Here is a 13,513-nt window from a genome sequence, read left to right as displayed (position 1 = left end):
ATTGCCCAAATCACACAAGGCAATTCGGCACAATATTCATTTAACCCTACGCGGATGCAGCAGAAATTGCCGAATTAGGCTTTGCACGGCAAACGCCCGAGGTCGCTCGCGCTCATAGGTCAGATAAAATGGAAACTCGTAACGCAGGTCGGCGGCTCCGTTAACTTCCTGAAAGATCTGATTTATCTTGAGCTGGCGGCAATAATGCGTCGGCAGGAAGCCGGCGAAGGGCCCGCTGTCCATCAATGTTGCTACGGCTTCGAGACCGGAAGCATAGACCTTTCGGTTTCGCAGCCAGTCCAGCGACTTGCTCCAGTCATCGGAGAGAAATTCATCCTCTCTCAAGACGATCGAGAAACCACGCGAGCGCAACTGCGCCAGATGTGGAGCTCCCTCCGGCGTCTCCGCCTTAACATAGAGCCGGAAATGCTCCTTGAAGAGGATCTCGTTCTCGTAGCGCTGCGGAACCAGGCGCAAGCTGTTGATCGCCAGATGAATCCGCCTCTCCTCCAGTGCTTCGCGCAGCAATTCGCTGGAGAGGATGTGCAGATGCAGCTCGACCTCGGGCATTTGCACCATATAGGCGCGCAAGACGTCATTGACGAAACACTCGTCATTCGACAGGCAGTTGTCGGGGATCCCGACGCGGACGATACCGGTTACCGCGTTGCGTGCCCGCATCATCTCGCTGCGGGCAACCTCCAGCGCATCGCCGAGCATGATCGCCGCGCTGTGCACCGACCGCCCGAAATCGGTCAGTTCGAAGCCTTTCGGACCACGGGTGCAAAGCACTTCCCCCAAACGATCCTCGAGCTGCCGGATCGCACGCGAAATGTTGGATTTCTCCATTCCGAGCAGATTTTCGGCCGCGGTGATGCCGCCGCAATCGGCCACCGCGCGGAAAATGCGCATGTTCCGCTGATCCGACTCGGACAGGCGTGGCAACACTTTCGGCCGGCTCGGCGGCAGGCTGGTTGCGTTTTTCGCAACTTTAGTTGGCGACCTTGTCATTTTATCCACCTTCCTTGCGGGCGATCATCCTTCTCAGCAGCCGCGGATCAAGCCCTCATTTTCCAGGGCGGAGCTTCCCAGGCCGATCCAACCCCAAGGTCCGACCATGTCCCTGAACGTCCCTCCGCGCACGACCCATGGCAGCTTCATGTTCTCGGAGGTTCATACCGACCTCGAGACGCTCGATGCCGATATCGCGATTCTGGGTCTGCCTTATGGGTCGGCCTACTGGCCCGAGGCGATCGCCAATGGTCAGATCAATGCCCCGAACGCCGTGCGCCAGGCCTCCTATCGCGCATGCCAGAACCTCGACCGTTACGACTACGATCTCGGGGGACCGATCTTCGACAATCGCCCGGTGAAAATGGTCGATGTGGGCGACGTGCGCTACGATGTGGCGGTACCGGGCGGCGACCACTTCCGTCGTGCCGAGATCGTCATGCGCAAGATCCTGAAATCTGGCGCGCTGCCGATTACCATCGGCGGCGATCATGGCATTCCGATCCCGATCTTCCGCGCTCTGGACGAACTCAATCCCGAGGAAGGCCAGATCACCCTGATCCAGGTGGATGCGCACATCGACTGGCGCCAAGAGCGCAACGGCGTGCATGACGGCCTGTCCTCGCCGATCCGACGCGCCTCGGAGCTCGATCACATCGGCGATATCTTCCAGATCGGGATGCGTGCCCAAGGTAGCGCCCGGCCCGAGGAGGTCGAAGCCGCCGCCGCCTATGGCGCCAACATCATCACCTCTTTCGAGGTGCATCAGCACGGCGTGCAGGCGATCCTCGACCGCATCCCCGACAAGGGACGCTACTACCTCACCATCGACGCCGATGGGCTCGACCCCTCGTTCTGCCCGGCGGTCGAGACCCCCTGCCCCGGCGGCCTGACCTATCTCCAGGTCCGCGAGCTAATCCACGGCCTCGTGGGCAAGGGCCGTGTCGTCGGCATGGACATCGTCGAGATCTGCCCTGAGCTCGATCTGAACGACCTGACCTCGGTGGTGGCCTGCCGACTGATCACCAATCTCATCGGAGCCGCGACGCGCGCGAATTATTTCGAGCGCGGCAGCCGCTGATCCTCCCTCACCACGAAATGACGACCGGGGGAACGCACCCCCGGCGCAGCCTTGCCGGATGGAGTCTGAAACATGAAAACTTTGCTGCGCAGCTTGGCGCTTGGCCTTGGAATCGGCCTTGTCGCCCTACCTGCTCTTGCCGAAACCACCCTTGAAAAGATCCGCCGCGAAGGCGTCATCACGGTCGGAACCGAGGCCGCCTTCCCGCCGTTCGAGTTCGTCGAGAACGGCAAGATCGTCGGCTACGGCAAGGACATACTCGACGTGGTGGTCAGCGAGCTCGGCGTAAAATTGCGCCAGCTCGACCTGCCCTTCCAGGGCATCCTGCCGGGCCTGCTGGCCGGTAACTTCGACCTCGTCGCCACGTCGGTCGGCATCAATGCGGAACGTGCCGCGCGCTATGCCTATACCGCGCCGATCATCGACGCCGTTCCCGCCGTCCTGAGCCGGAAGGGCGAAGCCTTCGCGTCTCCCGAGGATCTTGCGGGCAAGGTGGTCGCCACCCAGCTCGCCTCGAATTTCGAGCCCATCGTGCGGGATCTCGACACCAAACTGACGGCCAAGGGGAAGGGCTTTCGTGAGCTGAAGCTCTATACCGCCTTTCCCGACGCCTACATGGCCCTGGCCAGCGGCGAGGTGGATGCCGTCGTGCAGAACCGTCCGGCGCTGGCGGTTCTGGCAAAGGAGCGGCCCGAAACATTCCAGGTCGGCACCGATATCCGCTCGGAAGGGCAGTACACCTACTTCGCCTGGGCGGCGCGTCCAACCGACAAGGACCTTCGCGACTTCGTCTCCTCGGTCATCTACAAAATGCAGGACGACGGCCGGCTGCAAAAGCTGCAGACGAAATGGTTCGGCACCACGTTCGTCATCCCGAAAGAGGGCTATCTGCCCCCCGGCGCGCAGTAATTCGCTGCAGACAGGCCGGGCGCGCGCCAAGGCGCGCCCGGCCCTCATGGCACCCGGACGGGCTACCGACGGATGCCTGTCACTCCCTCCCAGCCGCGATCCATGACGACGGATGAAACCTGATCTCGCCATATTCCTCGACGCGCTGCCCCGGCTTGTCGAAGCCTCGCTGATCAATCTGCGTATCGCGGCGATCACTTGCCTGCTGACGCTGGTCGTCGGCGCCGGGGTCACCGTGATCCGGGCGCAGAAATGGCGATTGGTCAATGCCGTGCTGGAGTTGTTGATCAGCTTCCTGCGCGGCACGCCGCTGCTCATCCAGATCTTCCTCTTCTATTACGGGCTGCCGATCCTCGGGCTGCGTCTCGATCCCGTCACCGCCGGCGTCCTGGCGATCACGTGCAACACCTCGGCCTTTCTCACAGAAAGCCTGCGCGGCACGTTGCTGACCATCGAGGAAGGTCACGTCGAAGCCGCCGTGGCCATCGGCCTGCCGCCGCACCGGATCTGGACGGCGATCGTCTTGCCGCAGTTGCTGCGTCGCGCAGTGCCGGTCATGGTCAATGAAGGCACGGTGATCGTGAAATCCACCGCGCTGCTTTCGATGATCACCGTGGTCGAAGTGCTGCGCACCGCCCAGCAGATGGGCGCGGCGAGCTTCCGCCCGATCGAGCCGATCCTGGGGGCGGCGCTCTGCTTCATCGTGATCAATCTCGGGCTCATGGCCATCGGCGCCGTTGTCGAGCGCCGCTTCGTGCGGGGGCGCATCTGATGAGCTTCGATCTTTTCGCGACCTTAAAGTTCTGGCCCGAGTTCCTCGCCGGCCTCCGGGTGACGCTGGCAGTCTCGGCGGCGGCGGCCGTGCTGGGGCTGATCACCGCCGCGCTGCTGACCGTGCTTTCGCTGCGCGGCGGGCCGGTAGGACGTGCCTTCACCACGCTGTGGCTGGCCATCATGCGCGGCGCCCCTTTCATCGTGCTGGTCTACTCGATCCATTTTTTGATGCCGGCCTTCGGCTGGCGCGCGCCGCCGATCGTCAGCGGACTGATCGCGCTGACCGCCTTCTGCTCGGCCTATTATGCCGAAGTGATCCGCGCCACCGTCAACGGCTTGCCAGCCGGCCAGTGGGAATCGGCCCGCGCCATCGGCATGAGCCGCTTTCAAACGGCCCGCATCGTCATTATCCCGCAGCTCTGGCGCCCGGCCCTGCCTTCGCTTCTGGGCAATACCATCACGATGATCAAGGAAAGCTCTGTTCTCTCCGTGCTGACGGTCTCGGAACTGACCTATCAGGGGCTGATCGTCCAAGGCCAGACCTTCGCGCCTTTCGAGGTTTTCCTGGTCACGGCGGTGCTCTACTGGCTCGTCACTCTCTCACTCGTCAGCGTTGCCGGCTTCTCCGAGCGACGGTTCCTGATGCACGGCGGCGAAGAAGCCACGCTCTCTCCCATCGCCGCGCGCTACCTCAGCCTGCGCCGCTGAGCCGATCCGTAAAGGAGCCCATCATGACCAGCGCCCCGTCTCCGGCCCCCTTCGCGCTGAGCGCTCGCGGTATTACCCGTCGCTTCGGCGGTCTCGTCGCGCTGAACGATGTGACTCTGGAAATCCCGAAGCGGCAGGTGGTCAGCCTCGTCGGCCCCTCGGGCTGCGGCAAGTCGACCTTTCTGCGCGCGCTGACCATGCTCGACCCCGCCGACGAGGGGGTGATCACCATCGACGGACAGCCCTTCGGCAACGCGCCGGGGCCCGGCAGCCGCACGACCCGCCAGTCGCCGCGCGAATTCGAACGGATGCGCGCGAAGATCGGCCTCGTCTTCCAGCAGTTCAATCTCTGGCCGCATATGACGGTGGAAAAGAACATCACCACGGCGCAGCGGATCGTGCTCGGCCGCAGTGCCGCGGAGGCGCGCGCGCGGGCCCACGAACTGCTGCAGCGGCTGCATATCGCCCAGCTCGCCGACCGCTACCCCTCACAGATTTCGGGCGGCCAGAAGCAACGCGTCGCCATCGCCCGCGCGATGTCGATGGACCCGACGCTGATGCTGTTCGACGAGCCGACCTCTGCACTCGACCCCGAGATGATCGGCGAGGTGCTGCAGCTTCTGCGCGACATCGCGGCCGAGGGCACGACCATGCTCGTGGTCACACACGAGATCGCCTTCGCACGCAACGTCGCCGACCGAATGGTCTTCATGGATCGCGGCGAGATCGTCGCCGACGGCGATCCGCGCCAGATCATCACCAGCCACGACAATCCACGTATCCGCCAGTTCTTCAACAAGATCAGTCACGCCCATGCATGAGATGAAAACATCCTCGATCAACCGTCCCTTCACCGGCATTGCGAGCTTCCTGCGCCAGCGCGCGATGCAGGATGTCAAAGACCTGGAACAGGCGGCGATCGCCGTTCTCGGCGTGCCCTTCGACGAAGGATCGCCCTTCCTGCCGGGCAGTCGCATGGGGCCGCGTTCGATCCGCGAACAGACTCTGCGCTTCTCGGTGGCCCAGCCGCTTTATGATCTCGACTGCGACGAGAGCTATCTCTGGCACGAGATTGCGAACGGGTTGATCCTCGATGCCGGCGATGTCGACATCCGTCCCGCCAATGCGGCCCGCAGCTTCGAGGCCATCACCGCGCGCCTGCGCGAGATCACCAGGGCCGGCGCCTTTCCCGTGGTGCTGGGCGGCGATCACTCGATCACCTGGCCGGTGTTCGCGGGCCTCGATCAGCCCGCTCACGTGATCCAGTTCGACGCGCATCAGGACTATGAGCCGGCGACCGACGAGCTGAACCGCACCAACAGCCACGCCTTTCGCCACATCGCCGGGATGGAAACCTGCCTCTCGATCACTCAGGTCGGCATTCGCGGCATCCGCAATCCGCGATCCGATGTCGAGGAGATGCGCGCACGCGGCAACCGGGTGCTCGGCATGACGGAATCCCGCCGGCTCGGACCCGAGGGGATCGCGGGGCTGCTGCCGGAACGCTCGAAGGTCTATGTCTCGATCGATGTGGACGCGCTCGACATGTCGCTCATTCCGGGCTGCGTCTCGGGCGAGCCGGATGGCTTTGATTACCGGCAGCTCATGGCCATGCTGAAAGCCATTGCCAGCCGTCATGAAATCATCGGCTTTGATTTCGTCGAGGTGAATCCGCCGCTCGATGTGCCGACGGGCGCCACCTCCTACCTCGGCGCGCTGATCACCGTGGGGTTTCTCGGCTTCATCTGCAATCAGCCCTGGTGGCACGAACGCCGCGCGCGCTACGCATCGCGGTGAACGCCCCCTGATAGGCGCAAGGCCGCCGGGCGGCTGCCGTCGACGCCGGCCGTCAGGGGCATCGCGCGGCGGCGGGGCGAATGTTGCAGGACATTCGCCCCGGCTAAGCAAGATTTCAAGCTGCGGCCCCCGGCGACACACCGCAGGCTGCCGCCGAGCGTGCCATCAGGAGATGAGCAAGATCTCGATACTACGCGGCCCCAGTGGGACAACGTCACCAACGGCTTTACCCATCAGCGCAAGAGCGAGCGGTGAGCCATGCGATACCGTCGCCTGAGACGGGTTCGCCTCGTCCTCGCCGACAATGCGGTAGGTCTGGGTGCGCCCGTCATCGCGTTCGAAGGTCACGGTGTGACCGAAGGCAACCACCTCATGTGACGTGGGCAGCGGAGTGACCCGGGCCGTCTTTACACGCTGGGTATAGTAGTGGAGGTCCCGGGTCGGAATCGCCGACTGCCGTCGCCGCTCATTGACGTCCTCCAAGGCATGAGCCGCCGCAAGAGCGTGCTGGGCACGGGCCAATTCCTCTTGCAGCATCCGAAGACCGGCCTCGGTGACGAGATTGATCCGGTCGGAGATCGGACGCGCCGGCAAGACGGTCTCGGATGCCGCCTCAGCGCTTTCTTCCTTCGCAAATGCGACACTCAATTCGTCGAGCCTCCCGGCAAATTTCGCCCATATTTGTCCTCATAGGTCAAATTAGAGCGGCGAACACATCGCGGCTATCGCAAAAAAGGTACTGGCGCGCGGATCCCGACAGCAGCGTCAGATACGCAGGAACGCCACCCCAACGGTTGATCGAGATGGCCGAGATGGCGGGGAACGGCTCCTCGAGCAATTCATCGCGGCGCTTACCTTTATGGGAGGCCGGCCTGTCTCCACCGCGGCGATCCAGTGCCGCACCGCTCCAGCGACGAACCCCGGCCGACCAACCGCCTACTCACCGGCAGCCAACAGGCGAACGGCCGCCGCCGGATCGTGGGATGCGGCATCATGGGGCGTGCGCGACGGCGCGGGCGCCCGCACGCGGAACCAGATGGCATAGAGCGACGGCAGGAAGATCAGGATGAGCACCGTACCGACCGCCGTGCCGCCGATCAGCGTGTAGGCGAGCGAGCCCCAGAACACCGAATGCGTCAGCGGGATGAAGGCCAGCACCGCCGCCAGCGCCGTGAGGAGCACCGGCCGGGCGCGCTGCACGGTGGCTTCCACCACCGCGTGATAGGCGTCCAGTCCTTCCTGTTGGTTGGTATGGATCTGGCCGATGAGGATCAGCGTGTTGCGCATCAGGATGCCGGCGAGGCCGATCAGGCCGAGGATGGCATTGAAACCGAAGGGCTGGTTGAAGACCAGCAGCGTCGGCACCGCGCCGACCAGGCCGAGCGGTGCGGTCAGCATGACCATGGCGGTCGCCGAAAACGAACGTACCTGCACCATGATCACCGCCAGCATCAGCGCGAGCATGAGCGGGAAGACGGCGGCGAGCGCCACGTTCGCCTTGCCCGCCTCCTCGATGGAGCCGGCCATCTCCAGGCTGTAGCCTTCAGGCAGGCGGGCGACGAGCGGCTGGAAGGCGGCCATCAGTTCCTTCGACACTTCCGGCGGCTGCAGTCCCTCGGCGATGTCGGAGCGCAGGGTGATGGTCGGGATGCGGTCGCGGCGCTTGAGGATCGGCTCTTCCATCCGGACTTCCGCATGGCCGATCTGGTCGAGCGGGATCAGCTTGCCGTCCCGCGAGGTGAGGGTGAAGTCGGACAGGCGCGCCGGGTCGAGCCGCTCGTCACCCGCGCTTCGCGCGACGATGTCGACGGTGCGGATGTCCTCGCGCACCTGCGTGACCGTCACGCCGGTGAGCAGGAATTGCAGCTGCTGCGCCGCCTCGGCCGGGGAGAGGCCGATCAGCCGCAGCCGGTCCTGATCGAGCACGAAGCGCAGCGTCGGCGCGCGCCGTCCCCAGTCCTGGTTGGCCTGTCGGGTGTTCGGGTTGGCGCGCATGAGGGCGAGCGCCTCGTCGGCGATGCCGCGCAGCACGACGGAATCGGGGCCACGCAGGCGGAACTCGACCGGAAACGGCGTGTACGGGCCGAACACCAGCTGGGTGACGCGCAGATAGGCCGCCGGTGCCAGGCCCTCGGCCACCGCCTGGCGCAGCTTCAGCTTCAGCGCCTCGCGGGCCTCGGCATCGGGCGTCAGCACCACGATCTTGGCGAAGGCCGGATCCGGCAGCTCCGGCGCCATGGCGAGGAAGAAGCGCGGCGCGCCCTGGCCGATATAGGAGGTGACGATCTCGGCTTCCGGCTGCTGACGCAGCCAGGTCTCGACCTGTTTCACGGCTCCCTCGGTGACGGCGATGCTGGTTCCTTCCGGCAGCCGCACCTCCACCAGCACTTCGGGCCGGTCGGAGACCGGGAAGAACTGCTGGCGCACCCGGCCCATGCCGACCACCGACACGGCAAAGACCAGCACCACCGCGCCGGCGACGACGAATTTATGCCGCACGGCCCAGGAGATCATGGCGCGCAGCCGCCGGTAGCCCGGCGTGCCGTAGATGGCGTGATGGCCGCCCTCGATGGGCTTGATGTCGGGCAGCAGCTTCACGCCGAGATAGGGCGTGAAGGCCACCGCCACGAACCAGGAGACGATCAGCGCGAAGGCGACGATCCAGAAGATGTTGCCGGCATATTCGCCGGCCGAGGAATGCGCGAAGCCGACCGGCATCAGGCCGATGATCGTCACCAACGTGCCCGACAGCATCGGCCCCGCCGTGTGGCTCCAGGCATAGGCGGCCGCCTTGATGCGGTCCATGCCCTCCTCCATCTTCACCACCATCACCTCGATGGCGATGATGGCGTCGTCGACGAGCAGGCCGAGCCCGAGGATGAGCGCGCCGAGCGTGATGCGGTCGAAGAAGCGGCCGGTCTCCAGCATGATGACGAAGACGGCCGCGAGGGTGAGCGGCACGGCCGCAGCCACCACGATGCCGACCCGCCAGCCGAGACTGAGCAGGCTCACCAGCAGCACCACCCCGAGCGCCATGAAGAATTTCAGCATGAACTCGTTCACCGACTCGGTGATGTTCACCGCCTGGTCGGTGATCTTGGCCAGCGTGATGCCGAGCGGCAACCGGCCGGCGATCTTCGCCGTCTCGGCCTCCAGCGCCTTGCCCAGATCGAGCCCGTTCCAGCCCGTCCGCATGACGACACCGAGCGCCAGTGCCGGCTCCTGCTGGTTGCGGATGAGGAAGGTCGGCGGATCCTCGTAGCCGCGGGTCACCTCAGCGATGTCGGAGAGCTTCAGCGTGCGTCCGCCGGCGACCACCGGCGTGTCGCGGATCTTCTGCAGGTCGTCATAGGCGCCTTCGAGGCGCACGATCACCTGCGGGCCGTCGGCGTCGATCGACCCGGCAGGAGTGATGGCGTTCTGCCGCGCCAGAGCGGTGAACAGGTCCTGTGCCGAGATGCCCAGCGTGGCGAGCCGTGGATAGGAGAACGCGACGAAGATGCGCTCGGGACGCTCGCCGAGAATGTTCACCTTGTTGACGCCCGGCACGTGCAGCAATCGCTGACGGATCGCCTCCGCCTGGCGGACCAGCAGGCGCGGCGCCAGGCCGGGGGCGCGCAGCGCGTAGAGCGCGAAGGTGACGTCGGAATACTCGTCGTTCACGAAGGGGCCGACGGCGCCGGTCGGCAGGTTGCGGGCCTCGTCGCCCATCTTCTTGCGGGCCTGGTAGAACTGCTCGGGCACCTCAGTGGGCGGCGTGTCGTCGCGCAGCGTCACGGTGAGGAAGGCAAGGCCCGGACGCATCAGCGCCTCGACACGGTCGTACCAGCGCAGCTCCTGCAGCCGCTTCTCCAGCGGTTCGGTGACGAGCTCCTGCATCTCCTCGGCGGTGGCGCCAGGCCAGGCGACGGTGACGGTCAGCACCTTCACCGTGAAGGAAGGGTCTTCCGCCCGGCCCAGCTTGAGGAAGGCGAAGGTGCCGGCCAGCGCGATGCCGATGAGGAAGAACAGCGTGACCGCCCGCTCGCGGACGGCGAGGGCCGAGAGATTGAAACCGGTCATTGGGCGGCGGTCCGGGTCTCGGCCGCGCGCACGCGGTCGCCTTCGTGAAGGAGATGGGCGCCGAGCGCCACGATGGTTTCGCCGGGATTGAGGCCGGTGACGACCGCGGTTTCCTGCCCGAGGCGGCGGATGGCGACTGGTCGCCGGGTGACGGTCGAGGTATCCGAGCCAATGACCCAGACGCCGCTGGCGCGTCCATCGTCGAGGATGGCCCCGAGCGGGATTTCGGTCTCCGCATTACCGGCGGCATCGGTACGCGCCAGCCAAACCGTAACGGTCGCGCCGAGCGGGGCCTGTGCGGCCTCGCCGTCCAGCACATAGCGCGCCTCATAGGTGCGGGTCGTCGGGTCGGCGGAATCCGACAATTGCCGCAGTTGCGCGTGCGATCGTCCGGTCCCGACACCATACACTCTGGCTTCAGCCCCGCTGCCCACAAGAGGGCGGGCGGTTTCCGGTAAGTTCACCGTGGCCTCGCGGGCGCCGGCATGGGCGAGGCGGATGACAACCTGACCGGCGGCGCTCACCTGGCCGGGTTCGCCCAGGGTCTCCACCACCGTGCCATCGGCATCGGCACGCAGTTCGGCGTAGCCGGTTTCGTTGCGCGCCACCTCGGCTTCGGCGCGGGCCGCCTCCAGCTGGGCGCGGGCGGTGTCGAGCGCCGCTCTTGCCTGTTCATAGCGCTGCCTCGGCGTCCAACCATCCGCGACGAGGCGGCTATAGCGCGTCTCGTCCGCCTCGGCCTGGACCACCTGCGCCTGCGCCGCCGCCACGGCGTTGTCGCGGGCGGTGCGGGCGAGTTCGAGATCCTTGGGATCGATGCGCATCAGCGTCTGTCCCGCCACGACACGTTCGCCGACATCCACCAGACGCTCGACGATCTTGCCGTTGACGCGGAAGCCAAGATTGCTCTGCACGCGGGCCGAGATCACCCCGGTAAAGGCGCGTTCCGAGGCTGTTGCAGGGCGCACCTCGGCGGTGCGCACCAGCGGGGGCGCCTGGCGCGGATCTTCCAGAGCCGGCGTCGCCGGTCCCGGGCGCGCGAACATGATGAAGCCGACGCCGCTGGCGACGACAAGCGCCGCCGAGCCGAGAACAACCTTCCTGAGATGACGCATCTATCCGCTCCCGACTATCCGCTCCCGCCCGGGACCGGGACTGACCGCGCCCCGTCTCGATCCGGCCAGAAAGAAAGTGTATATGCACCTATTAGGTGGAGGCAGTCCGCCCTGCGCGGCAGCGCCTCCGCCTCTCGTTCAGTCGATGGAGATGATCTCCAGCGCCCTGCGCAGCGCCTGCAGCTGATCGCCGGTCAGCGACGCCGCCAGGCGCTCATGGACACCGCGCCACTGCACCAGCGCCTCGGCAAGCAGCCGGTCCCCCGCCTCCGTCAGCAGGACGCGCCGCACGCGACCATCCTTCGCATCGGGCCGGATCTCGATGAGCCCGCGCCGCTCCAGAGGGCGCAGGTTCTTGGTGGTGGTCGTCCGATCCATACCCAGCTCGGCGGCGATCTGGTTGACTGTGCGCGGCTCCGGCGAGACCAGCGACATCAGCATGGTGAATTGCCAGTTGTTGATGCCGACGGCACGGAAGGCGTCGTCGAAACGCTTGCCGACGCTGCGGCTGGCGCGCTGCACGCGCCGGCAGAGGCATGCCTGCCCTACCTCCTGGATCAGGGCCGGCGATATAGTGTCCGAGAAATTCATGCTCGGAACATACGTGTATATACACCTATTGTCAACGACGCAGCCTTGTTGTCAGCGAGCCCGGCTCAGCGCAACCAGAGCCCGGACCGGACCGCGGCGAAGACCGTCACGCCATAGGCGACAACCGCGACGGCGAGCGCCGCGAACAGGCCCGACAGGGAGCCGGAGAAGCGCAGCGCGATCCATCCTCCGCCAAGGGCGATCACCACGCGCACAAACCCACCGATCAAAGGCCAGAACAGGCGGCCGGCTCCCTGGGCCGCGAAATAGAGCGACAAGCCGACCCCGAAGAAGCCGTAGAATGGCGCCACGATGCGGAGATAGGCGCTGCCGGTCTCGATCATCGCCGGCTCGGCGCTAAACAGCCCCAGCCAGGCCTGCGGGAATAGCGCCGCGGCGAGCCCGATCAGCTCGGTGACGCCGAACGCCAGACCGGCGCCGGCCATCGCGATCTTGAGCGCCCGGTCGCCGCGCCCCGCCCCAATATTGGTACCGACCATGGCGACCATGGGCGCGCCGATGCCGAAGATGAGCGGAATGAGCAAATATTCCAGCCGCACGGCGGTGCCGAAGCCCGCCACGGCGTTGACGCCGGCATGCGCGGCAACCAGGGCCGTGGTGCCGGCGATGATGACGTTGGTCTGGATAGACTGGAGGGCCGACAACGCTCCCACCCGCAGGATGCTGGCGAGCGGTGCCCAGCGCAGCCGAACCCAACTCAGCCGGACGGGGCTACGGCCGGAGAGGATGTACCAGGCCATGGCAATCGCGCCGGCGGCGTAATAGGCCACGAGGGCCATTCCTCCCCCGGCGATGCCGAAGCCCGGCAGCGGGCCGACGCCGAAGATCAGCAGCGGCGACACCGGAATGAGAAGCACCACGCCGACGCAGGTCACGACGGCAGGGAAAAGCATGTTGCCGGTGCCGCGCACCACACTGGCGAGCCCGTTCATCAGCCAGGTCAGCACATTGCCGGCGAACACCACGTTGGAATAGATCAGCGCCGCCTCGAGTTCGCCGCCCGATCCGCCGAGGAAGCCATAGATCCGTCGGCCGAAGAGCAGGAAAAGCGCCGAGAAGCCGAGGCCGATGAGGAGGTTCACGGCGACGGCGTGCAGCACCAGCGCATCCGCCGCCTCGCGCCGCCCGGCGCCGAGCGCGCGCGCCACGGCGGAGGAAATGCCTCCGCCGATAGCGCCGGCGGAAATCGTGGTCATGAGCATCACGGCCGGAAACACCAGGGCCATGCCGGCCAGCGCATCCGTGCCGAGCTTGGCCACCCACCAGGTTTCGATCAGTCCGGCGGAGGCCTGGGCGAGCATGATCAGCACATTCGGCCAGGCGAGCCGGATGAGCAGCGGCAGGATGGGCGCCTCGAGCAGACGCCGGGTCCGGTGGTCGATGCCGGCCCCGAGCGGAGTGCCGGGGACCGGCGAGGTGGCGGCGATATCGGTCATGGTTGGTC

General features: G+C 65.9%; 12 protein-coding genes. 6 read left to right on the top strand and 6 right to left on the bottom strand.

Annotated elements, in window-relative coordinates; translation table 11 throughout:
• Positions 1–36: 36 nt before the first annotated feature.
• Entirely contained in the window at positions 37–912 is an 876-nt protein-coding gene (locus tag LGR54_RS04565) for a LysR family transcriptional regulator (RefSeq protein WP_230360740.1), read from the bottom strand.
• A 205-nt stretch (positions 913–1,117) separates the two neighbouring features.
• On the opposite strand from LGR54_RS04565, the gene LGR54_RS04560 reads away from it, so the two are divergent.
• The 6 genes from LGR54_RS04560 to LGR54_RS04535 all read left to right on the top strand — a co-directional run bounded on the left by LGR54_RS04560 (position 1,118) and on the right by LGR54_RS04535 (position 6,280).
• Positions 1,118–2,092, top strand: a complete 975-nt coding sequence (locus tag LGR54_RS04560; protein ID WP_230360739.1) for an agmatinase — start codon at positions 1,118–1,120, stop codon at positions 2,090–2,092.
• Positions 2,093–2,164: 72 nt separating this feature from the next.
• Positions 2,165–3,001 (top strand): transporter substrate-binding domain-containing protein, encoded by an 837-nt coding sequence (locus LGR54_RS04555; RefSeq protein WP_370638128.1) that lies wholly within the window; start codon positions 2,165–2,167, stop codon positions 2,999–3,001.
• 112 nt (positions 3,002–3,113) lie between these two features.
• Complete coding sequence (locus LGR54_RS04550) at positions 3,114–3,773, top strand: amino acid ABC transporter permease (protein ID WP_230360737.1); 660 nt, start codon at positions 3,114–3,116, stop codon at positions 3,771–3,773.
• Positions 3,773–4,483: an amino acid ABC transporter permease gene (locus tag LGR54_RS04545; protein WP_230360736.1), complete on the top strand. Its 711-nt coding sequence runs from the start codon at positions 3,773–3,775 to the stop codon at positions 4,481–4,483. The genes LGR54_RS04550 and LGR54_RS04545 overlap by 1 nt, the downstream gene beginning before the upstream one ends.
• 23 nt (positions 4,484–4,506) lie before the next feature.
• A complete protein-coding gene (locus LGR54_RS04540) occupies positions 4,507–5,304 on the top strand; it encodes an amino acid ABC transporter ATP-binding protein (RefSeq protein ID WP_230360735.1) in 798 nt (265 codons plus the stop codon).
• Positions 5,297–6,280 carry an arginase family protein gene (locus LGR54_RS04535; RefSeq protein ID WP_370638127.1) on the top strand — a complete coding sequence of 328 codons (984 nt, stop codon included), beginning with the start codon at positions 5,297–5,299 and terminating at the stop codon, positions 6,278–6,280. The genes LGR54_RS04540 and LGR54_RS04535 overlap by 8 nt, the downstream gene beginning before the upstream one ends.
• Positions 6,281–6,445: 165 nt before the next feature.
• Here LGR54_RS04535 and greA read toward each other — a convergent pair whose 3' ends face one another.
• The 5 genes from greA to LGR54_RS04510 all read right to left on the bottom strand — a co-directional run bounded on the left by greA (position 6,446) and on the right by LGR54_RS04510 (position 13,505).
• Positions 6,446–6,928 carry a transcription elongation factor GreA gene (gene greA / locus LGR54_RS04530; RefSeq protein ID WP_230360733.1) on the bottom strand — a complete coding sequence of 161 codons (483 nt, stop codon included), beginning with the start codon at positions 6,926–6,928 and terminating at the stop codon, positions 6,446–6,448.
• 288 nt (positions 6,929–7,216) lie between these two features.
• Positions 7,217–10,342 carry an efflux RND transporter permease subunit gene (locus LGR54_RS04525; protein WP_230360732.1) on the bottom strand — a complete coding sequence of 1,042 codons (3,126 nt, stop codon included), beginning with the start codon at positions 10,340–10,342 and terminating at the stop codon, positions 7,217–7,219.
• Positions 10,339–11,457 (bottom strand): efflux RND transporter periplasmic adaptor subunit, encoded by a 1,119-nt coding sequence (locus tag LGR54_RS04520; protein WP_230360731.1) that lies wholly within the window; start codon positions 11,455–11,457, stop codon positions 10,339–10,341. The genes LGR54_RS04525 and LGR54_RS04520 overlap by 4 nt, the downstream gene beginning before the upstream one ends.
• Before the next feature lie 138 nt (positions 11,458–11,595).
• Positions 11,596–12,048: a MarR family winged helix-turn-helix transcriptional regulator gene (locus LGR54_RS04515; protein ID WP_230360730.1), complete on the bottom strand. Its 453-nt coding sequence runs from the start codon at positions 12,046–12,048 to the stop codon at positions 11,596–11,598.
• 65 nt (positions 12,049–12,113) lie between these two features.
• Positions 12,114–13,505, bottom strand: a complete 1,392-nt coding sequence (locus LGR54_RS04510) for an MATE family efflux transporter (RefSeq protein WP_230360729.1) — start codon at positions 13,503–13,505, stop codon at positions 12,114–12,116.
• Positions 13,506–13,513: the final 8 nt, after the last annotated feature.

The organism is Ancylobacter sp. Lp-2 (assembly GCF_020523795.1).
Lineage (GTDB): Bacteria > Pseudomonadota > Alphaproteobacteria > Rhizobiales > Xanthobacteraceae > Ancylobacter.
This window is presented reverse-complemented; position numbering and strand designations above follow the sequence as displayed.

Bases quoted from the DNA above. Each gene is read 5' to 3' on its own strand.
- LGR54_RS04520 (WP_230360731.1), bottom strand. From the start codon at position 11,457: ATGCGTCATCTCAGGAAGGTTGTTCTCGGCTCGGCGGCGCTTGTCGTC.
- LGR54_RS04510 (WP_230360729.1), bottom strand. From the start codon at position 13,505: ATGACCGATATCGCCGCCACCTCGCCGGTCCCCGGCACTCCGCTCGGG.
- LGR54_RS04550 (WP_230360737.1), top strand. From the start codon at position 3,114: ATGAAACCTGATCTCGCCATATTCCTCGACGCGCTGCCCCGGCTTGTC.
- LGR54_RS04545 (WP_230360736.1), top strand. From the start codon at position 3,773: ATGAGCTTCGATCTTTTCGCGACCTTAAAGTTCTGGCCCGAGTTCCTC.
- LGR54_RS04525 (WP_230360732.1), bottom strand. From the start codon at position 10,342: ATGACCGGTTTCAATCTCTCGGCCCTCGCCGTCCGCGAGCGGGCGGTC.
- LGR54_RS04560 (WP_230360739.1), top strand. From the start codon at position 1,118: ATGTCCCTGAACGTCCCTCCGCGCACGACCCATGGCAGCTTCATGTTC.
- LGR54_RS04535 (WP_370638127.1), top strand. From the start codon at position 5,297: ATGCATGAGATGAAAACATCCTCGATCAACCGTCCCTTCACCGGCATT.
- LGR54_RS04515 (WP_230360730.1), bottom strand. From the start codon at position 12,048: ATGAATTTCTCGGACACTATATCGCCGGCCCTGATCCAGGAGGTAGGG.
- LGR54_RS04540 (WP_230360735.1), top strand. From the start codon at position 4,507: ATGACCAGCGCCCCGTCTCCGGCCCCCTTCGCGCTGAGCGCTCGCGGT.
- LGR54_RS04565 (WP_230360740.1), bottom strand. From the start codon at position 912: ATGCGCATTTTCCGCGCGGTGGCCGATTGCGGCGGCATCACCGCGGCC.
- LGR54_RS04555 (WP_370638128.1), top strand. From the start codon at position 2,165: ATGAAAACTTTGCTGCGCAGCTTGGCGCTTGGCCTTGGAATCGGCCTT.